The sequence below is a fragment of the Clostridium massiliamazoniense genome (assembly GCF_001403635.1).
In the GTDB taxonomy this organism is placed as follows: Bacteria; Bacillota; Clostridia; order Clostridiales; family Clostridiaceae; genus Sarcina; species Sarcina massiliamazoniense.
Genome location: NZ_LN879466.1, coordinates 203,923 through 226,196 on the forward strand (window position 1 = coordinate 203,923; position 22,274 = coordinate 226,196).

The following is a 22,274-nucleotide window of genomic DNA, read 5'->3' on the forward strand; positions in this document are numbered from 1 at the left end:
GGTGAGGGGTAATGATTAATTCAAAAAAAGCTTTAGCTACTGTAAGGGTAAAAAATAATAGTAATAAATATATGGATAAGTTAGGTTTTACTTATGATGGAGTAGGAATTCAATTATTTAATTTAAAAAATCTAGGTATAAAAGAGATTAAGGAAATAGAAATACCAACGGAATATTTTAGGGATAGAACTATAATAAGAATGTACACAGAAGATGGACGTATATATAGTATTAAAGAGGACGTAAGCAAAAATGAAAATATTACAATTGAGATTTCTATAAATGAAATTAAAGAAGATGGAAGTTTAGAATTTGACATATTGTAAATTAAAAGGTAAGAGGATGTATGGAATTTATAGATACATCCTTTTTCTTATATAGGTTCATTATTAAGATAAGTAATTTAATAATTTGAGTGATATAATATAAGTATATTTAAGGTTTATATTATATTAAAAGCAATAAAATTTGGCTTAAGGAGGATTTCTATGAAGAAAAAAACAAAGCTTTTATTAGGGCTTGGATTGATAACAGCTCCAGTAATATATAATGTAATAGATAATAATAGAATAAGGGTTGTTAGAGAAGAGATATTAATAAAGGATCTACCTGTAGAGTTTGAAAATTTTAAAATACTTCAAATAAGTGATTTGCATTGTAAAAGCTTTGGATATAAACAAAAGAGATTACTAAATAAAATAAATTCATTAGATTATGATATTTTAGCATTAACAGGGGACATGGCGAATTATAGATTTACAGATGATATTAAGGAATTTATATGGATGTTAGATGGAATAGAAAATAAAGAGCATATGTTTTATGTAGCTGGAAACAATGGACCAGTGGCAATAGATAGAGAAAGTAGAAAAAAGACTAAAATGGGATGCTTTTTAGAGGAAAAAGGTTGTAATATTTTAGAAAAACCTTTTTTAATAGAGAAAAATAATAAGAAAATATGGATTTCAAAATATTTAGATAAGGAAGTTTACTATAGTTATGGTTTAGATATAAAAGAAGAGGATTTAAAAATAGCTATATGTCATTATCCTAGGAATAAAAAATTTTTTGAAAGGATAGCACATACTAAAATTCCTCATTATGATTTAATATTAGCAGGACATTATCATGGAGGACAATTTAGAATTCCTTTTATGGGAGCTTTTTATGTTCCTGATATAACAGGAGATTGTTTTTTTCCTAGTGAGGAAAAGGTTAGTGGCTTAACTACTTGGGCTGGATATAATCAATATGTATCGAGAGGATTAGGTTCTGGTGGGAGAATTAAAGAGTTACAATTTAGAACTTTTAATACACCTGAAATAAATTTATTAACATTAAAAAGAAAGTAACATAATAAATCAACCTGAGGTATATTTTATCACAGGTTGATTTTTTCTCGTAGATAAAAGTTATTTGCTTTGAGTTGTAGCAGTTGCTGGAGCTTTTGATTTTTGATTTAAAATTTCATTTTTGTTATGTATAAACATTCCTATTTCTGCAATGGCAACTATTATACAGATACAAACAACTAATATAATTGATTTTTTCTTAGAATTTGTTGTACTCAAAAAATCACCTCTTAAGTTTATTTTTATTATATTATTTATTTTTAAAATACAATTTATCTGATAATTAGTATTTGTAATATTCCACTTTTTTATAAATTAGAGATAAACAGACACTAATCTCAGTTTATGCTAATAAAATAAGAATCAATTTAAATAGAATCTTTATAAAAATCTTGATTATTGATTTAATTATTTTTATCTTAGTAAGTTTAAAAGTTAAATAATATTAAAATTAGAGAACTAGAATGCTAAATCCTCCTAATTTATATTAATATATTAATGGATTAATGAGATAAAATCAAAGGATATATAAGGAATTAATTACCTGAAGTCACTAATAAACTTAAATATAGGAGAAAATATTATAGATTACTATGGAATTTATTCTAGAAATGAAGATGTATTTATAAAAAGTTTTATTAAAATATATATAAATTATGGTATTAAATAAGAAAAAGGTGAATTAAAATTCATAGTAATTTCATATAAAGTTTTTTTTAAATACACCTTATCATATTAAAATGTAGTAAATAATTAAAATAAATTTCAAGTTATACTTAGAAAAAGAGGATTAAGATGCAATAAAGATAAGATTTATTTGTTTCTTTTAAATTCTCTTTTTAATATATTAAGCTACGGAGAAATTGTATGAATATTAAGGATGAAAAGAAAATTAAAAATGTAGAATCTAGTGAAAAGAAATTACAGCAAGGCAGTAGACAAGAGCATTCAGCAGCTTCTTTTTCCATTGCAGAAAAAATATTTATTCTTTCAATGAGAGAAAAGATAAGTAACTATAATTGATATAAAAAAAGGACTTAATTCAGTAAAAGAAAAATTTTATTTGGATTAAGTCCTTTTTTGGGGTTAAAAAATACTTAAATTTAGCCTTTTTTTCTTCAATTTTTATACAAATTACAGCTTTTTAAAAAAAATTAGGTATTTTAAGATATATAATAAAGGCTATTATTAAAAGTGTAGAAAATAAATTGAATTATTAATAAATTAATATATCAAAAATTTTATGAAGGTAAAAATTTAAGAAGAAAAATTAAAAGAAAATGCTTCAAAAAAGCCAATTGAACTATAGGAAAAAAATGTTTTTTTAATAATATTATGATTTTGTTAAAAAAGTATGATAAAATGTATAAATATTAATTAGTTGTTAATGAAAAATATTAATTTTAATTTTTAGGTGCTTATAATAATATCGAGTTTCAATATTGAAATTTATAAAAAAAAAGAATTTTATTATTAATTTTAATAATAATTTTTCCTTTTACTGTGATTATAGAAAAATTTATAATATGCAATTTTATGGAAAATAATTTACAATTTCTTTAAAAAAGTAGTTTAATTAACAAAAATAATTTTAAATTACCTTTTGATTTTGAATTTATTAACATATTTTTATCTTATTATTATGATTTTTCAATAAAAAAACCTTTTTTTTGAAAATATATAGGATATAGCTTTTTTGATTTAATAAATTAAAGTGGCTATTCTATAGATGTGCCGCAAAACAAATAAAAAACGGCGAAAAAATTAAGAATTTAATAAATAAAAAATACTTTTTATTTATAAAAATTAATTTAAACTGTATTTTTATTAACTTTAAATTTATTAATATAAATTATTATTTAAAATATATAATAATTTAAAGTTAATAAAGGGCGGAAATAACATTAATTTTTCAAAGTAATAAGGTTAAAAATAATAAGACAGAGGAGGAGATATATTATGAATATTAATATATTAGGAGTGCCACTATACTATGGATGTGACAGATATGGAGTTCAATTTGGTCCAGAAAAATTAAGAGAAAAGGGATTAGTTGATATATTTAGAAACGAAGGTCACAAAGTTTATGATTTAGGAAACCTTTATGTGAAAGAAGTAACTGCTTTTGAAAAATATGAAGTTGGAACAACAATGAAGTATTTATCTCCAGTTGTTAACACTAATAACAACTTAGCACAATCAGTATATTCAACAATTAAAGCTGGAAACTTCCCATTTTCAGTAGGAGGAGACCATGCAATGGGTCTTGGAACACTAGCAGGAGCTGCTAAAGCTTTTGGAGAAGACTACGGAGTAGTTTGGATAGATGCACATGGTGATATAAACACAGAAGCATCAAGCCCATCAGGAAATACTCATGGAATGCCACTTGGAGCATCAATGGGATTTGGAAGCGATAAATTAAAAAATATATTCTTTGAAGGCAAAAAAGTTGATCCAAGCAAGGTATTCTTAATTTGTCAAAGAGATCTTGATGAAGGTGAAGTTGAATTAATAAAAGAATACAACATTAATTTATGGACAAGTGCTGACATAAAGGAAAAAGGTATGGAAGCAATAATGAAAGAAGTAATTGCTAAAATGGAAGGAACTAAAGTTAATAACTTCCATATAAGCTTTGATATTGACTGTATGGATGCAAGCTTAGTTCCAGGAACAGGTACACCAGTAGATAACGGAATATCAGTTGAAGATGCAGAATTTATGTTAGAGCAATTATTCAAAACTGGAAAAATAAAAGCTATGGATTTTGCTGAGTATAATCCAGGATTAGAATACAATAAAACAACTGATAGTTGTATAAAAGTATTAAATCATTTAGCTAAAAACTGTATGAAATAATTGAAATATAGAAAATTTAAACAAGTACGTTAAGGAAACATTAAAGATAAAATTCACTTTTTTAATTTGCAGGAGGTAATTTACTATGAAAATGAATATAGTAGGAATTCCATTACATTATGGATGTGATAGATTCGGAGTAGAAAAGGGACCAAATAAACTAAGAGAAAACGGATTAATTGAAATATTTGAAAAGAATGGAAATGAAGTTTATGATTTAGGTAACTTAATTGTTCCTGAAAGACCAGCTTCAGAAAAATATGAAGAAGGAACTCATATGAAATGGGTAACTCCAATTGTAAAATGTAATGAAGAATTAGCAGAAGTAGTTTATTCTTCACATAAAGCAGGAGCTTTTCCATTTTCAGTAGGTGGAGACCATGCAATGGGACTTGGAACAGTAGCAGGATCATCTAAAGCTTTCGGAGAAGACTTTGGAGTAGTTTGGATAGACGCACATGGAGATATAAATACAGAAGAATCAAGTCCATCAGGTAATATTCATGGTATGCCATTAGCATCATCAATGGGATTTGGAAGTGAAAGACTTAAAAATATATTCTTTGAAGGTAAAAAAGTTGATCCAAGTAAAGTATTCTTAATTTGTCAAAGAGATTTAGATCCAGGCGAAGTTGATATGATAAAAGAATACAATATAAACTACTGGTCAAGTGCTGATATAAGAGAAAGAGGCATGGATGTAATTATGAAGGAAGTAGTTGCAAGAATGGAGAAAGTAGGGGTTAACAACTTCCATTTAAGTTTTGATATAGACTCTATGGATGCGAACTTAGTTCCAGGAACAGGTACTCCAGTATATGATGGAATAAATGTGCATGATACAGAATATATGTTACAACAATTATTCAAAACAGGAAAAATAAAAGCTATGGATTTCTCAGAATATAATCCAGGACTTGAATATACAGTAACTACAGATAACTGTATTAAAATATTAAATGCTGTATCAAGATGTTTAGCAGAGATTAAGTAGTTTTTACTAATTAAATCTTATAAATGTTATTAAGCTTAGGTTTTCTACTTAAGCTTAATAACAATTTTAAAAAGCTTTTAAAAGAAATAGTTTAAAAAATATTTATTTATAGAATAAAAAGATTTATATCTTAAATCCGCGAAATAATAGCAATTAAAAATAGTTTATTTTAGAATTTATCCTATTTAAAAAAAGCTTTTACATGTACAAAAGATTAGAGGAGGATAACTCAATGGAAAAGAAAGTGGGACTTATTGGACTTATTGCGCTTGTTGTAGGCTCAATGATTGGTGGAGGTATATTCCAATTACCTTCAGAGATGGCTCAAGCAGGTGGTCCTATAGCAGCAATGATTGCTTGGGTAATTACTGGTATAGGTATGTTTTTCTTAGGAAAAGTATTCCAAATACTTAATGAAAAAAGACCTGATTTATCAGGAGGGATATATACATATGCTAGAGAAGGATTTGGTAAATATGTAGGATTTAACTCTGCTTGGGGATATTGGTTAAGCCAAACTTTAGGGAATGTATCCTATGCAGTACTATTTATATATGCCCTTAAATCATTTTTCCCTGAAATGGGTGGTGTTGATAGCTGGACTGGTTTAATAATTGCTACAATAATGATTTGGGGAGCAATAGTAATATTAGTTAAAAGTATGGCTGTTGCAGAAAAATTAAATACTATAGCAACTGTATGTAAAATATTACCAGTTATTATGGCTATAATTTTATTAATTATTTCATTTAAGTTACACATATTTACATCAGACCTTTGGGCAGCAAATACAGCTTTACAAGGTGGACAAAACTTAGGTGGAATTGGAACACAAGTTCAAAATGGATTATTACAAACTGTATGGGTATTCATTGGTATAGAAAGTGCAGTTGTTATATCAGGTAGAGCTAAAAAAGCTAGTGATGTTGGTAAGGCTACAATTATCGGTTACCTATTCACATTTATCTGTTATGTATTAATAGTTCTTTTAAGCTTTGGTGCTCTTCCACAAGATACTTTAATAAACTTACAAAACCCAGCTTTAGGTGGAGTTTTACAAAAAACTTGGGGTACATGGGCTGCAGTTATCATTAACTTAGGTGTTCTTATATCAGTTGCTGGTGCTTGGATTGCATGGACAATTATTAATGCAGAGGTTCCAATGACTGTTGCTCAAGATAAGGTGTTCCCTAAAGGTCTTGCAAAAACAGTTAAGAGCGGAGCTGCTATAAACTCATTAATTCTTAATGGTGTAATAATGGAAATTGGTTTCATATTTGCTATGTTTGCAAGTAATGCATTTACAGCTATTACCAATATAGCAACTGCAATGGTTCTTTTACCTTATATACTTTCAGCTGCATTCTTAATCAAATTATGCTGGAAAGAAGAAAAAAGATCATGGGCTCCAATTATTTACTCAGTTATAAGTATGTTATTTGCACTTTATGCATTATCAACTTCAGGAATAACAGGTATATTAGAATTGTTTATATTATATGCTTTTGGTTGGATATTTGTATTCATCAGAGCAAAAGAACAAAAGAACAAAATGTTCGATACAAAATGGGAATTAGGCCTATGTATAGGTATAATGGTAATAGCTTGTTGTGCTATAGCATATCTTGTTGTACCAATGATTAAATAAATTATATTTTACGATAGTAAAATTATAAATGTAACTAGAGAAAAGATTCTATTGATTTAGAAGATTATAACTTTAAATATTATTTTAGTAATATTTATTTTGAGGTTCTAGTTCTACTAGAACCTTTTTAGCTATTGTAAGAAATTTCAATTACATTTTAAATAAATTAATTAGTTTACATAAACTAAGGATTAATTCGGGTAGAGTGTTGACGCTAGCTGGATTTTAGTGGAGGTTATCAAGGATATGTGTCTGTTTAGCTTTAGGTTATAGGAGAGTAGAGTGTTACAGATACTGGCCATCAGATAAATAATATTTTAAAAACATTATGGAGTTTTAAATCATAATTATCAAATTTACTTTAAGGAGTAATAGTTATGGTTAAATATCTAACAGGAGGAATAAAAATGAGTAAGAAAAATGAATCCAATGGACCACAACTTAAAAGAACCTTAAAACCTAGACATCTTAGTATGATAGCAATGGGGGGAGCCATAGGAACAGGGATATTCTTGGCAATGGGAGATAGTATACACCAAGCTGGTGTAGGTGGAGCTTTCACTGCTTACGGAATAATAGGAGTAATGGTATATTTTATATGTACGAGTCTTGGAGAAATGGCAACTTACTTACCAGAATCAGGGTCATTCGGATCTTACGCTACTAAATTCATAGACCCAGCAATGGGATTTGCTTTAGGGTGGAATTACTGGTATAGTTGGGCAGTAACTATAGCAGCTGAGCTTGTTGCGGGGTCTCTTGTAATGAAATTTTGGTTTCCTCATGTGCCAGCAATAGTTTGGAGTGTCTTTTTTCTAGCAATAATAGTAGCATTAAACTTATTATCAGCTAAAGCATATGGTGAGGGCGAATTTTGGTTTTCTACTGTTAAAGTAGCAACTATTATAATTTTCTTAATATTAGGTGGCGCAATGATATTTATATCATTTAATGGTCATACAGCTACTGGATTTAAAAATTACTTTTTAAATGGAGGTCCATTTAATGGTGGATTTAAATCAATATTTGCTATATTCTTAATAGCTGGGTATTCATTTCAAGGAACAGAACTTGTAGGTCTTGCTGCTGGAGAAAGTGAAAATCCAGAAAGAGATGTACCAAAGGCTGTTAAAGCTATATTTTGGAGAATTTTATTATTCTATTTATTAACAATACTTGTTATAGGTGCTATAGTACCTTATGCTAGCTCAGGTGTTCAAACAAGTGCATTTACTATAGTTTTTGAAAAAATAGGTATAGCGGGAGCAGCATCAATAATGAATTTAGTTATCCTAACAGCTATATTATCAGCAGGAAATTCTGGAATGTATGCATCAAGTAGAATGCTATATGCTATGGCTATGGAAGGAAAAGCACCAAAAATATTTAAGAAAACAAATAAAGGTGGAACTCCAGTAAATGCTATAATATTAACTACTTTAGTGGCATCTGTTTGTTTTCTAACAGGTATATTCTCACAAAGTACAGTGTATTTATGGTTAGTTGCAGCAGCTGGATTATCTGGATTCATAGCATGGCTAGGAATAGCAATGTGTCATTATAGATTTAGAAAAGCCTATGTTCATCAAAAAGGTACATTGGAAGGATTAAAGTATAAAGCTACATTATATCCATTTGGACCTATATTAGCTTTTCTTCTATGTTTTATAGTAATAGTAGGACAAGGATATGCGTACTTCTCACCACTAAATTGGGGGGGATTGATATCTTCTTATATAGCAATTCCTATATTTTTAGGATTATTTTTATATTATAAAATTAAATATAAGACAAAGTTATTAACATTAGATGAAGTTGACTTAAGAAGATTAGATGAAATAGATAAAGAATAAAAAGTAAGGAATAAGCTAAAGTAGCTTATTCCTTACTTTTTTAGTTTTAAAAACAAAATTCATAAATTTATTTTTTTTAACTAAGTTTATCTGTGCTTAATTTATTATTAGTAACTAAATTTTCTTTTGGCATAAAGTAGTTACATATTAAGAAAACTATTACGAATGGAATTACCCAGCCAAAACCTGCTTTGGTTAATGGAATATAATTCATATATTTTTGTAGTAGTGGTATGGCATCAAGTAAACTTATTAATAGTGTTATGTAAGTACATAGTTTAAATACATAATTGTTGTTTATATATTTTTTTATTAGGTTTAATAGTATTAGCACCATTGTAGTCGGATAGACTATATTTAATAGTACGGTTGAAATAGAAATTATTCTAGTAAGTCCTATACTAGCTATTAATCCAGTTATTATAATCATAAATATTATAGCTACATTGTATTTTATTTTATTGTTTGATATTCTTACAAAAAATTCACCGCTTGCTGATAATACTCCAATAGATGTAGCTATACAACCTAAGGCTAGTACTATTTCTATACCTATAGTTCCTGCATTTCCAAGAAGAGAATGAGCTAGGAATAGAAGTAATGATGAATCAGAAAGGTTATGTCCAAGAACTCCTGTTCTAGAGCCAAGGTAAATAAGCCCTCCATAAACAGAGCAAAGCCCAAGAATTGCTACTATAGATGATTTTAATATAACTTTTATCTTTTCTTTATGTTTATATCCTTTTGATTTTACTGTTCCCATTATTAGACATGCAAATATTATTGAAGCTATGGTATCCATAGTTTCATAACCATCTGTTAAAGCCTTAGGGAAGCTATCAACAGGAACTGTTGTTGAATAAGAACTTATAGGTGCTATTATTCCTTTTATTATTAAAGTAAAGAGTATTAATAATAATATTGGTGTTAAGTATGTTCCAACTACATCTATTAATTTTGATGGTCTTATAACTAAGAAAAAATCTATTAATAGAAATACTATTAAAAACTCTATTATATTTAAATGATGGAAATTTGGTTGAACAGCTAAAGAAAATGTGGTAGCTGCTGTTCTTGGAATAGCCACTATAGGACCTATTAATAAAACTAATATTATAGAGAATATTTTTGAAAAATTTTTTCCTACTCTTTCAAATAATTCTTCGAAGTTACCATGAGTTTTAGTACATGCCATAAGACCTAGCACAGGGAATATAACACCTGTTAAGCAAAAGCCTATAATTCCTAAATAAAATTGATTGCCCACTGCTTCTCCGAGTTTTGGTGGAAATATTAGATTTCCAGACCCAAAAAACAAAGAGAAGATAGCAAAACCTATAACTATATAATCTTTAGTTTTTTTATTCATAACTTTATCTCTCCATATGATTTTAAATCCACGTTACGTAATAGCATATATATCATAACAAAAATACTATCGGAATACAAAGAATATTGTAATTTAATTTGGAAATAATGAATAATAATTATAAATTAGTTGACAAAATACAACAAAAAATTTACTATATTAATTAGCCGACTAATTAAATTCAAAGAGGTGATTAAAATTAACAATACTTCAGAAGTAAGTTCTTATGATATTTTTTTAAAAACTATGAAATTACATTATAAATGTAGTAAAAAAATATTAGAAAGCAAAGGTTTGTATTCTGGACAACCAGCTATGTTATTTATTTTGTTAAAGCAAGGGATGCAAAGTCAACGAGAACTTGCAAAAAAGCTTAATGTGAGTCCTGCAACAGTTAATGTCATGGTAAAAAGATTAGAAAAATCAGGCTTTGTTGAAAGAGTGAAAGACAAGGATGATTTAAGAATTTCAAGAGTGAGTTTAACTGAAAAAGGAAAAGCTATTGCTAAAGAAGCTTTTTATGGAATGAATGAAGTTAGTGAAAAAGTATTTAAAAATTTAAGTCCAGAAGAAGAAAAAGATCTCAATTTTCTATTAAACAAAATAAATGATGGTTTAATGGAAGTTTTAGATAATAAGAATTAAAGACGGGGTGATGATTAATGCTTAAATTATTAAAGCATTTGAAGGCATATACCCTTCAAGTTATAGTTATAGTTATTTTACTATTTATACAAGCGTTATCTAATTTATATTTACCTAATTTAATGTCTAAAATTGTAGACAAAGGTATTATAGCAGGTAATATAGACGCTATATATAAATTTGGTGGAAAAATGATTCTTATAACTATAATCGGTATGATTGCCATGATAATTGCTTTTTATCTTATTGCGAAGGTAGGAGATGCTTTTGCTAGAGATATTAGGGAAAAGGTGTTTATTAAAGTGGAAAGTTTTTCACAAGCTGATATTGATAAGTTTGGTACTTCTTCTTTAATAAATAGAACTACTAATGATATTAGTCAGGTTCAAAGAGTTACTATAATTATATTTAAAATGATGATAACAGCACCACTTGTATGTATTGGTGGAATTGTAATGGCTGTAAGTAGTAACCCAAAATTATCTTTAGTGTTAGTAGTTGCTCTTCCAGTTTTAATAGTAGCTATTACAATTATAGGGAAAAAAGGAATCCCTTTATTTAGGGCTATGCAAGGGAAGTTAGATAGAATAAATCTTATAATGAGAGAAAAACTTACTGGTGTAAGGGTTATTAGAGCTTTTAATAAAGACGATTTTGAAAGAGAAAGATTTTCTAAAGGAAATGATGATTTAACAAATACATCAATAAGAGTAAATCAAATAATGGCAACTTTAAGACCTTCAATGATGTTAATTATGAACTTAACTTCAGTGGCTATAATATGGTTTGGTGCTAAGCTTATTAATGTTAATGGGCTTCAAATAGGAGATTTAATGGCATTTTTACAATATGCAATGCAAATAATGTTCTCATTATTAATGTTAGCAATGATGTTTGTTATGGTACCTAGAGCATCAGCTTCAGCTGCTAGAATAAATGAAGTATTAGCAGTAGAACCTTCTATAGTTGATGGAAAAAAAGAAGTTAAAGAAGAAAATAATAAAAAAGGAAAAATTGAATTTAGAAATGTTAGTTTTTCTTATGAAGGAGCAGAAAATCCAGTTATAAGTAACGTAAGTTTTGTAACTAGACCAGGCGAAACAACTGCTATAATTGGTGGTACTGGAAGTGGTAAATCAACACTTGTTAACTTAATACCTAGATTTTATGATGTTACAGAAGGTCAAATTTTAATTAATGATATTGATATAAGAACTATGTCACAAATGGATTTAAGAAATAAAATAGGTTTTGTACCACAAAAGGCTGTACTATTTAGTGGAACTATTGAAGAAAATATTAAGTATGGTAAAAGGGATGCTACAATGGATGAAGTTAAGCATGCAGCAGAAATTGCTCAAGCAACAGAATTCATAAATAATATGGAAGAAAAATATAAGCATCCAATAGAACAGGGTGGTAACAATGTATCTGGTGGACAAAAACAACGTTTATCTATAGCAAGAGCTTTAGTAAAAAAGCCAGAAGTTTATGTATTTGATGATAGTTTTTCAGCTTTAGATTTTAAAACAGATGCAAAGTTAAGAGCTGCTTTAAAAGATGAAACTAAGGAAGCTGCTGTAATTATAGTTGGTCAAAGAATTAGTAGTGTTAGAGATTCTGATAGAATAATAGTGTTAGACGAAGGTAAGATAGAGGGAATAGGAACTCACCAAGAATTATTAGAAAACTGTTCACTATATAAAGAAATAGCTTTATCTCAACTTTCAGAAGAGGAGGTAGAAAATGAGTATGCAAAATAAAAAAGGCGGCATGGGCATGGGCCCTGGTAGAGGGATGAGACCTGGTTCTGGAGCTAAGGCAAAGGACTTTAAGGGCTCTTCTAAAAGACTTTTTAGTTATTTATTACCTCATAAAGGAAAACTTGTGCTTATTTTTATAATGGCAATATTGAGTACTATATTTTCTATATTAAGTCCTTATATTTTAGGTAAAGCAATTACTAAAATTGGTGAAGGTGTAATGATGAAATATAAGGGTGTTCCAGGGGCAACTATTGATTTTAAATATGTTGGAATCATAGTCCTAACTCTTATTGCATTATATATATTTAGTTCTATATTTTCTTACGTACAGCAATATTATATGGCCGGTGTTGCTCAAAATACAGTTAAGGTGTTACGTAATGATATAGATGAAAAATTAGCTAAATTACCTTTAAAATACTTTGATTCTCATTCAAAGGGAGATATTTTAAGTAGGGTAACAAATGACTTAGATAATATAAGTACTACTTTACAACAAAGTTTAAACCAATTAATAACATCAATAATTACAATAATAGGTGTAACTATAATGATGCTTACTATAAATATTTGGTTAACACTTATATGCTTAGTAACACTTCCAATATGTATGTTTGTTATTGCACCTTTCATGAAAAAAGCTCAAATTCACTTTGGAAGACAACAAAGAGAACTTGGAGTTATAAATGGACATATTGAGGAATACTATGGTGGACATAAAGTAGTAAAAGCTTTTAATAGAGAAGAAATAGTAATCAATGAATTTAAGGAAATAAATGAAAGATTATATGATGCTGGATGGAGAGCTCAATTTGTTTCAGGTATAATAATGCCTTTAATGAATTTTATAAACAATGTAGCTTATGTAGCTATTGCAGTGGCTGGTGCTATTTTTGTAACAAAGAGATTAATAACTCTTGGAGATATTCAAGCATTTATCCAATATACAAGACAATTTAGTCAGCCAATAAGTCAAACAGCCAATATAGTTAATATTCTTCAATCAACTATGGCTTCTGCTGAAAGAGTTTTTGAAATTTTAGATGAGGAAGAAGAAGTTCCAGAACCAAAAGAAACAAAGGCTATAGAAGGTAAAGGTAATGTTACTTTTGAACATGTTAAATTTGGATATAGTGAAGAGAAAATTCTTATTACAGATATGAATATAGAAGCTAAACCAGGAGAGACTGTAGCTATTGTAGGACCAACTGGAGCAGGAAAAACAACACTTATAAATCTATTAATGAGATTCTATGATGTAAATGATGGAGCTATAAAGGTTGATGGTGTTGATATAAGAGATTTATCAAGATTTGATTTAAGAAGTACTTTTGGAATGGTTCTTCAAGATACATGGTTATTTAATGGAAGTATAAAAGATAATATAGCTTATGGAAGAGAGGGAGCAACCTTTGAAGAAGTTGTAGAAGCAGCTAAGGCAGCACATGCAGACTACTTTATAAGAACTCTTCCAGAGGGATATGATACTATATTAAATGAGGAGGCTTCAAATATATCTCAAGGACAAAAACAATTATTAACAATAGCAAGAGCTATTTTAGCAAATCCTAAAATACTTATTCTTGATGAAGCAACAAGTAGTGTAGATACAAGAACAGAAGGCTATATACAAAAAGCTATGAATAAGTTAATGGAAGGAAGAACAAGCTTTGTAATAGCTCATAGATTATCAACAATTAAAGATGCTGATTTAATATTGGTTATGAAGCAAGGAAATGTTATAGAAAAAGGAACTCATGATGAGTTACTAGCTCAAGATGGTCTTTATGCAGATCTTTATAATAGTCAATTTGATGAAACTGCTTAATTTTTTTAGAGGAATGTATTAAAGTAAGAGATATGTTCCTCTTATTTTTTTGTTAAGAAATTAATTATTTGCAACTATTTATATATACAGATGTTTTAATAATAATAAACATAAGTTAGAAGAATGAATAAAAAAATGAATATTTTTTTATTGATATTGCATAAATATAGAAAATCAAAAGAGATTATAATAGGTTAACTTTGAATAAATAGCAATATATGTAGTTTTAAACTATTTTTTTTATTATTGATTAAATAATAGATGAATAATTAAAAAAATTTCATAAGGAAAATATATCTAATATTTTTTTAATAAATTATGAATAAAAAAATGCTAAATTATGAATTAAACCTTTTTGACTTAAAAAAGGAATGAATGTATTATAATGACATAGAGATTATTTAAGTTTTTACACAAAAAAAGGTATGAGTATTTAGCTAATATTTATAGGAGCTAAGCTACTGTTGCTATAAATATTAGGTGGGTAATTTTTAGCAGATTTTAAGAATGGATGAGGAGTATATATGCTTAAAGGTTTTGGGTATATATGCTCCTCACACTTTTCTTAGATAATTTTATAATTTTGTAGTATTTAAATATATATAAATATGAATTAGTAATAATAATATGGTAAATTTCAAATAAATGTTATAAATTAGTATTTCTTTTAAGAAAAATATTTTTGAACTTCCTTGATTTAAGATAAGAATAGGAATAATGTTAAAGTAACCATTATATTTCTCCTTAAAAAAGTTAAGGAATAGATGATTTAATTTATAAACTAAGACTTAATTCAGATAGAGTTCTGACTCTAGCTGAATTTTAGTCGAAGTTATCTAGGGGCATGTATTTGTTTGGTTCCACCTTATAAAGAGCTGGAATGATATAGATATTAGTGATTAAGCAAATATTTATTTTAAAGAATAATATTTTATTTTTAGTTAGGTACTAAGAATAAAATATTTTTTTATAATTCTTTTTAATGAAAATATTAAGAAGGATAATTTTATTCATTACAAATAATAAAATAAAAAATATTAAATAATATAGATTAATTGGTATTGTTAAAGGTGGTTAAAATAATTTTAATAGTCAGATAAATATAGTAATTTTTAATTTACCTTATTTCCTCAAAAATAACTTGTAGTATAATTTAAAATTCCTAAATGAAAACCTATTAAATTTATGATTTTGTTAATTTAACTTTATTTAAATTAACGATAATAAATAAGTTTAAAAAAATATGGAAATTAAACATTTTTTTTAATCTTGTACTTAAATATAGGAATTGAGTTGTATATTTCTATGTATAAATATGAATTATTGTAAAATGCATCAAAAAACCTATTTTTTATCTATAAGATTGAATTGTAGAATTTAAAAAAATGTAAATAGATATGTTATAATTCTCATGGTTGGGAATTACTACAAGAAAAAGGTGATAGGTATGGATTTGAAAAATTATGTTATAGAAAAGTTTGAAAAATATTACTATGAAAATGATAGAGCAATAAATATTCAAGAGGCATGTTATCTATACATGGATAAGCAAAATCTATTAGAAATACTTAAAGAGAAGGAATTTTTTAAAGTAGCAGATAAGGATTATGGATTGGTTAAATGGATTTTACAGGATATCTGTAAAATATTTAATGCTACAGGTTTCTTTGAGGTCATAAATATAAAGGAAGTAGCTCAAAAAACCTATGGGATTGAAATAGAAGATGTGAGTGAATTATTAAAAAAACTTAGGATATTAGGGGAACAATGGAAATTTGAAAAATCAAGTTTTAAAGACTTATTAAGAGAATACAATATAGTATATGATTTAGAGTTAATAAGTGAAGAAAAAGAAGAAAAGAGTATAATTGATGAATTAGAAGAAGAACTAATTTGTGAAAAGAAAACAATAAAAAGATTAGAAGAAAAGTTAAGAGAGCAAGAATTATTTAAAATAAATATAGAAATTGAAGAAATAATGAAATACTATAAAAATATTAACAAGATTTCATTAAGTACAAAAATAGGTAGATTTTTAGGAAGCAGTGATAAGGGGATGTCCTTTGATGAACTATATTATAATATATCTATATTAGAAGACATTACAAAAGATGAATTATATAGAGAGCTTGAAAGTTCTAGATTGCTTGAAGAAAATAATGAAGGAATTTGGATTTTAAGAAATAATAATATATCTGAGAAAGAAATAGATATGAAGAAATTAATAGAAATAGTAGAGAACTATGTTAATTCATCTAGTAGTAAAACCTTAAAAGAATCTTGGAATATATTTAAAGAATATAATTTCACAAAAGAAGAAGTTTCGTTGCAGAAAATTGGCAATAAATATGGTTATACAAGAGATTATACATTTCAGCTTCATAATATGTCCATAGAAATGTTTGAGTATAAAAAAATAAAAAGATATTTAGATTTATATCTTGTAGAAATTGAACAAATAATAAAAGAAGAAAAATTCATAAAAATTAAAAGTGAAAGTTATAAAAAAATATTTGGACAATGGAATACAAAGAAATTTATAAATTTTATAAATAAATTAGGATTAGATTTAATATTAACAGATAATAAATATATTATGAGTAAAAATTTATATGAAGAATACTTTTTTAGTAAGAAAGAAATTTTAAATCTCTAAAAAAAAGTACTCTTAAGCAGTATGCTAATTAAAAAATAAAAATATAAGATTTTATAAACTATATACATTATATATGGGTATTAGAAATAGTACTTATACCTAATGTATATAGTTTTTTTTAATCTGATAGCTTATTAATGCTTCTATCTTCTATAAGTAGGAGATAAATAACCTCACGCTTTTAGATAAGTTTGACTAAGCATTCAGATGAAGTCAAAATTCCACCTGAATTAAGTCTACGTTTATTTGCAATAATATATGTGAAAATATTATTAATTTAGTTAATTATATTTAGTTTAGTAAAAAAATGCATAATAAAATGATAAAATTATAAGTGTTGAAGTAATGTATTTTTAAGAGTGGGGGATTTTAGTGGTAGATTTACATAGTCACGTTATGTATGGAGTTGATGATGGAGCGAGAAGCAAAGAAATGGCAATTAATATGCTTAAACTTGCTGAGTCTGGGGGAACTAGAAAGCTTATCTGTACTCCACATTATTTTAGGGGAAGATTTGAAAAAACTTTTTCAGAGGTTAAGGATGAATTAGAAAATTTAAAAAAAATAGCTGAAGACAATAATATTTCTTTAGAACTATATTGTGGACAAGAAATTTATTTAACTAATTACTTATTGGAAGACTTAGAAGAAGGTAGAATAGGAACTATAAATAATAGTAAATATATGCTCATTGAAATGAATATGAATGAAATTCCTAAAAGAGCCTTAGATATTATTTATGAACTAAGATTAAAGGGAATAGTTCCAATAATAGCTCACCCAGAAAGATATGTACCTTTTATGGATAATCCTGAGTTAATAAATGATTTTATTGAGGAAGGATGCCTCTTTCAGTTAAATGGAGGAAGTATAAGTGGAAAATTTGGAAGCTTAGTTAAAAAAACAGCAAAGCTTTTTTTAGAAAATAATTTATATAGTTTTTTAGGATCTGATGGGCATTTTGATGAACAAAGAAATACTAATTTAAGTGATGCAATGGATAATATAAGAAATATAGATGAAGAACTATTAAATATTTATAAGGAAAATGGAGAAAAAGTCATATTAAATGAACATGTAGCTTTTAAAGGTAAAGCAATAGAAAGAAAAAAAATAAGCTTTTTTAGATTTTTTAAGAAAAAATAGTATAATATATGATAATTAAAGATAATGTTTACAAATAATTCGTCAATTGAAAAAACTTTGTTAAAATCTCTATGTTAATATATACTTAAGGCAGTCGTTAGTAAGGGGAAAACAACTTCGTAAGGGATTTTGGGGAAAATCAAAAATTAGTGAATTAGTTATAAAATTGAGCGGACTAAAGTCATTGTAGTAATACAATGGCTTTTTTTTATTGTGAATTTTAGTTGAAGTTCATTGTAGGAAAAATAATATTATTTAAAAATTTAAGTTAGTAAATATTTTGAAGTATTTTAGATTCAAATCAAATAGATGGTTAAAAGAATTTTAGGAAAAAATTGATAATTACTACGAATTTTCATAATAATATTTTTTATATTAAAGTGAAATAATAATAATGTATTTTAATATAGTTATTGAAATACACAGAAATAAAATTTCAAATAAATTATTAAGGAGTGAAAGTTATGGGAAATAAAACACCTATAGACCTTTTAGCGGGAGGAATAAATATAGTAATGTGTTTACTATCATTCTTAGTTCCATTTGCCGTTATAAATGAAGTTTTATATAGTAATTTTGCAAATTTTTCATATTTTTGGGCAGCTGGACAATATGAATACGCCTCTATAACTTTATTTATATTAGGATTGGCAGCATTAGTTTTAAATGTAATGGCACTAATTGAAGCTAGAAGAAGAGATTTTTCTATGGTAGGCTCAATAATTGGGATAATAGCTAGTTTAATAACTATATTCTCAGGAATAGCATTTAGTCTTGTAACAATGGTCCTTTATGTTTTAGCAGCGATATTTGTTTTAAGAGAAAAACATGTTGTAAGGAAAGCAAAATTTAGTTAGATAATGAGAAAAACTCTGTGGCTAAATGTTATTGCAGGAATTATTGATATAATTATGTTTTTATTTGGAATTGGAAAAATAATAATTACTTATAAAAATATAAATATGAAATTTCAAGTTTTATATTATAATTTGTCAATAATTCAAATAGTGGCTATGGTTTTAGCAATGATATCCTTAATAATGCATATAATTGCATTTGTGGAGGCGAATAATAATGGTGTATACAATGTAGGAAACGTACTTGGAATAGTAGCATCGGGGATAATAATTTTAAAGTTAGGTGTGTTTAAAGTGTTTTCTATTGTAGTATATTTTATAGCGGCTTTATTTAGTATGATTCAAAAAGAATCTTATCTATAATAAATTAATATTAGTAAAATTTCCTTTAATATTTAAACAAAATGTCAATAATTTAGAGTTTAAAAGTGATAGAATTTAGAAAAAAGAAAGTCTAATTATTCTAAATCTATTTAAGAAGTTATTTCTTGGCTATATTTTACAAATGTTATATAGAAATATTAAGTAAAGATTAAAAAATAAAGGAGAAATCGCTATGAAAAAATCAGTTAAATTTATAAGAATTTCGTCTAAATGTTTAGGAAAAGGTGCTGAATATAGCCTAAAGTGTACTGGGAAAATAATAGGCACTGCGGCTAGAATAGCTAGTTGTGATAAGTTAGCTAATAATACAGAAAAAACTTTTAATGTTATAGGTGAAGGTTTGGGAAAAGGAACTGAAATTACAGGTATGGGATTAGGTTATGTAGTAGATAAAGCCTTTGACGTTAATGCAAAAAGAAAAGCAAAAAATCATAAAAAAAATAACCTTATAGTGGTTTCTCGTAGAAGCTTAAATGATTAAATTTATATAAAAAAGAACTATTTCTTTATGGAATAGTTCTTTTTCAGTTTGAGTATGTTACTCTATTAAGTTTCCAATAATTCATAAGTCACCTTACTTTTCAAATGAGTTATCATAAAAATTAAATTTTTTATCCTTTGGTACTATTGAAGCTACCACTACAGACATAACTACAAATGAAATTGCTAAAATTGCGAATGCGTTAAACATAAATAATTCCCCCTAATCTTTCTTTAATTAATTCTTATTCAAATATTTATTACCTCTATATTTTTATTATAAAACCAAATAGTTACAAAAAAGTAATTTTAAAATTAATAATTGATTTAATTTTTAGATTATTTTTATTACAGTTTTAAATAGTAATTATAACTATTAATATGGTTATATATACAGTTTTAAGTTTTTTTGAAACTGTTTATTTTTTACAAAATATTATGGTAAAATGATATAGAAAATATTAAATTTGAAGGATTTAAGAGGAGGTGACTATTGCTATAAATTATTCTTTATTACATAGGAATAAAGCTAATAAGAGGACAAGCTATAAAATAAATAATTTATGGGCAATGGAAGTATGAAAAAGAAAATAAGAAAAGCTATTATACCAGCTGCTGGTTTAGGAACAAGATTTTTACCAGCAACAAAAGCACAACCTAAAGAGATGTCACCCATCGTTGATAAACCAACAATTCAATATATAATAGAGGAAGCCATTGCTTCAGGAATAGAAGAAATTTTAATTATCACTGGGAGAAATAAAAAGTGTATAGAAGATCATTTTGATAAATCGATAGAACTTGAGTTAGAGCTTGAGAAAAGTGGAAAAGAAGAACTTTTAGAACTTGTTAGAGATATATCAGAAATGGTTGATATTCATTTTATAAGACAAAAAGAGCCAAAAGGATTAGGGCATGCCATATATTGTGCAAAAACTTTTGTTGGCAATGAACCTTTTGCAGTACTTTTAGGTGATGATATTGTTTATAATAATGAATATCCATGTTTAAAACAATTAATGGATTGTTATAATGAGTATGGAACTACTATATTAGGAGTTCAAAGTGTAAAAAAAGAAGATGTGAACAAATACGGAATAGTAGATGGAATTCATATAGAAAATAGAGTACATAAAGTAAAAGGATTAATTGAAAAGCCTTCAATAGATGAAGCTCCAACTAATGTTGCCATTTTAGGTAGATATATAATAACACCTAAAATATTTGAAATATTAGAAAATACTGCTCCGGGAAAAGGTGGAGAAATTCAGTTAACAGATGCACTTTTAGAACTTATAGGACAAGAAGCTATGTATGCTTATGATTTTGTAGGAAGAAGATATGATGTTGGTTCAAAACAAGGCTTTTTAGAAGCAACAATTGAATATGCTTTAAGAAGACCAGAATTAAGAGGTGATTTAATAGAATATTTAAAAAAAATAGAGTTATAATTTTAAATTGGCGATTTAATAGAATTTTATTATTTTTAGAAATTTATAATTTCTTATAATATAAGTAATAATTTTCTGTAAATCGCCTTATTTTGTTTCAAATTAACTTTTCCGTATTTTACAAACTGGGAAAAAAGTGATAAAATTAAATGTAGTTCACAAAAAATTAATATATTAGAATTAATTTGTTAACAAAGGGGGCTTTTTTTATGAAAAAGCTAGCGGGGGTTTTGATTATAGCAGTTATGGTAGTTGGAGGGATTATTTATAAAGAGTCTATAGATAGGACAGCGACTTTGAATTCCTTAAACAAAAATACCGTTGTTATGAGTAGTACTAAAAATGATATTGTAAGAAATTTCACTAATAATGATGTTTTAAGTGCAGCAAATAAGAATAATAGTTATAACTTTAATAAAGTTTTAAATAAAGAAGTTTCAGGGGATATAATGAGTGCAAAACTAGAAAATGCTAAAGGAGATAACTATATTGTAGACTTAGAGATTATTGGAGGTAAGTTATATCCAACAGGTAAAGTTATAGACTTAAAAAATAAAGAAAAGGAAAACTTACTTTTAAATAATAAGGAAAATTCAAGCAGTGGAAGTATTATTGTTACAGAGAACAATGGAAATTCAGAGAAACAAAGTGATTATATAGAAGGAACTTTAGGAAGTAATAGTAATAGTAAAAAGAATAATTATAATGTAGATAATGGAAATGATGCTATAAAATTTGTATTAAATTATTATAAAAATAAGGATAAATCCTTAGAGGTTAAAAATTTACAAAGTACTGTTTTAGCAAATCAAAATATAGATGGTGAAGCTGGGTACTTAGTTCAAGTTTATGATAATGAGAATAATCATAATAAAAATATAGGTGTACTTTTAGTAACTAAGAATGGAAATCTATATAATGCTAATACAGATCCTTTAGAAAAATTAAACTAAATTTAAGTACTTATCTAGGATAGAAAAACT

General features: G+C 26.6%; 19 protein-coding genes. 17 read left to right on the forward strand and 2 right to left on the reverse strand.

Annotated elements, in window-relative coordinates:
• Window positions 1-11 precede the first annotated feature (11 nt).
• Together ARA19_RS01970 and ARA19_RS01975 are read left to right on the forward strand one after the other, a co-directional pair.
• Window positions 12-326 carry a hypothetical protein gene (locus tag ARA19_RS01970; RefSeq protein WP_055069274.1) on the forward strand — a complete coding sequence of 105 codons (315 nt, stop codon included), beginning with the start codon at window positions 12-14 and terminating at the stop codon, window positions 324-326.
• A 162-nt stretch (window positions 327-488) separates the two neighbouring features.
• Complete coding sequence (locus tag ARA19_RS01975; RefSeq protein WP_055069275.1) at window positions 489-1,352, forward strand: metallophosphoesterase; 864 nt, start codon at window positions 489-491, stop codon at window positions 1,350-1,352.
• Window positions 1,353-1,412: 60 nt separating this feature from the next.
• Here the strand turns inward: ARA19_RS01975 and ARA19_RS17370 are convergent, their stop codons facing one another.
• Window positions 1,413-1,571 carry a hypothetical protein gene (locus ARA19_RS17370; protein ID WP_157452211.1) on the reverse strand — a complete coding sequence of 53 codons (159 nt, stop codon included), beginning with the start codon at window positions 1,569-1,571 and terminating at the stop codon, window positions 1,413-1,415.
• Between the two features lie 648 nt (window positions 1,572-2,219).
• Between ARA19_RS17370 and ARA19_RS17375 the strand changes: the two genes are divergently transcribed.
• The 5 genes from ARA19_RS17375 to ARA19_RS01995 all read left to right on the forward strand — a co-directional run bounded on the left by ARA19_RS17375 (window position 2,220) and on the right by ARA19_RS01995 (window position 8,709).
• A complete protein-coding gene (locus ARA19_RS17375; protein ID WP_157452212.1) occupies window positions 2,220-2,375 on the forward strand; it encodes a hypothetical protein in 156 nt (51 codons plus the stop codon).
• Between the two features lie 936 nt (window positions 2,376-3,311).
• Window positions 3,312-4,214, forward strand: coding sequence for an arginase (gene rocF, locus ARA19_RS01980; protein WP_055069276.1), 903 nt, complete (start codon window positions 3,312-3,314; stop codon window positions 4,212-4,214).
• 85 nt (window positions 4,215-4,299) lie between these two features.
• Window positions 4,300-5,208, forward strand: a complete 909-nt coding sequence (gene rocF / locus ARA19_RS01985; protein ID WP_055069277.1) for an arginase — start codon at window positions 4,300-4,302, stop codon at window positions 5,206-5,208.
• A 232-nt stretch (window positions 5,209-5,440) separates the two neighbouring features.
• Window positions 5,441-6,856 carry a basic amino acid/polyamine antiporter gene (locus ARA19_RS01990; RefSeq protein WP_242862373.1) on the forward strand — a complete coding sequence of 472 codons (1,416 nt, stop codon included), beginning with the start codon at window positions 5,441-5,443 and terminating at the stop codon, window positions 6,854-6,856.
• 407 nt (window positions 6,857-7,263) lie between these two features.
• Window positions 7,264-8,709, forward strand: a complete 1,446-nt coding sequence (locus tag ARA19_RS01995; protein WP_055069654.1) for an amino acid permease — start codon at window positions 7,264-7,266, stop codon at window positions 8,707-8,709.
• Between the two features lie 76 nt (window positions 8,710-8,785).
• Here ARA19_RS01995 and brnQ read toward each other — a convergent pair whose 3' ends face one another.
• Window positions 8,786-10,078, reverse strand: a complete 1,293-nt coding sequence (gene brnQ / locus ARA19_RS02000) for a branched-chain amino acid transport system II carrier protein (RefSeq protein ID WP_055069279.1) — start codon at window positions 10,076-10,078, stop codon at window positions 8,786-8,788.
• 246 nt (window positions 10,079-10,324) lie between these two features.
• Between brnQ and ARA19_RS02005 the strand changes: the two genes are divergently transcribed.
• The 10 genes from ARA19_RS02005 to ARA19_RS02050 all read left to right on the forward strand — a co-directional run bounded on the left by ARA19_RS02005 (window position 10,325) and on the right by ARA19_RS02050 (window position 22,244).
• Complete coding sequence (locus ARA19_RS02005) at window positions 10,325-10,723, forward strand: MarR family winged helix-turn-helix transcriptional regulator (RefSeq protein WP_055069280.1); 399 nt, start codon at window positions 10,325-10,327, stop codon at window positions 10,721-10,723.
• Window positions 10,724-10,740: 17 nt separating this feature from the next.
• Window positions 10,741-12,486, forward strand: a complete 1,746-nt coding sequence (locus tag ARA19_RS02010; RefSeq protein WP_055069281.1) for an ABC transporter ATP-binding protein — start codon at window positions 10,741-10,743, stop codon at window positions 12,484-12,486.
• Window positions 12,470-14,317 carry an ABC transporter ATP-binding protein gene (locus tag ARA19_RS02015; protein ID WP_055069282.1) on the forward strand — a complete coding sequence of 616 codons (1,848 nt, stop codon included), beginning with the start codon at window positions 12,470-12,472 and terminating at the stop codon, window positions 14,315-14,317. The genes ARA19_RS02010 and ARA19_RS02015 overlap by 17 nt, the downstream gene beginning before the upstream one ends.
• 1,447 nt (window positions 14,318-15,764) lie before the next feature.
• Window positions 15,765-16,973, forward strand: a complete 1,209-nt coding sequence (locus ARA19_RS02020; protein WP_055069283.1) for a hypothetical protein — start codon at window positions 15,765-15,767, stop codon at window positions 16,971-16,973.
• Between the two features lie 372 nt (window positions 16,974-17,345).
• The gene (locus ARA19_RS02025; RefSeq protein WP_055069284.1) at window positions 17,346-18,119 is read left to right on the forward strand and encodes a tyrosine-protein phosphatase; all 774 of its coding nucleotides are present in this window, start codon (window positions 17,346-17,348) and stop codon (window positions 18,117-18,119) included.
• A gap of 464 nt (window positions 18,120-18,583) precedes the next feature.
• A complete protein-coding gene (locus ARA19_RS02030) occupies window positions 18,584-18,976 on the forward strand; it encodes a hypothetical protein (protein WP_055069285.1) in 393 nt (130 codons plus the stop codon).
• Window positions 18,977-18,979: 3 nt separating this feature from the next.
• A complete protein-coding gene (locus ARA19_RS02035) occupies window positions 18,980-19,339 on the forward strand; it encodes a hypothetical protein (protein ID WP_055069286.1) in 360 nt (119 codons plus the stop codon).
• 193 nt (window positions 19,340-19,532) lie between these two features.
• The gene (locus ARA19_RS02040; protein WP_055069287.1) at window positions 19,533-19,841 is read left to right on the forward strand and encodes a hypothetical protein; all 309 of its coding nucleotides are present in this window, start codon (window positions 19,533-19,535) and stop codon (window positions 19,839-19,841) included.
• Window positions 19,842-20,418: 577 nt separating this feature from the next.
• Window positions 20,419-21,291, forward strand: a complete 873-nt coding sequence (gene galU, locus ARA19_RS02045; RefSeq protein WP_055069655.1) for a UTP--glucose-1-phosphate uridylyltransferase GalU — start codon at window positions 20,419-20,421, stop codon at window positions 21,289-21,291.
• Between the two features lie 209 nt (window positions 21,292-21,500).
• Window positions 21,501-22,244 (forward strand): hypothetical protein, encoded by a 744-nt coding sequence (locus ARA19_RS02050; protein ID WP_055069288.1) that lies wholly within the window; start codon window positions 21,501-21,503, stop codon window positions 22,242-22,244.
• Window positions 22,245-22,274 lie beyond the last annotated feature (30 nt).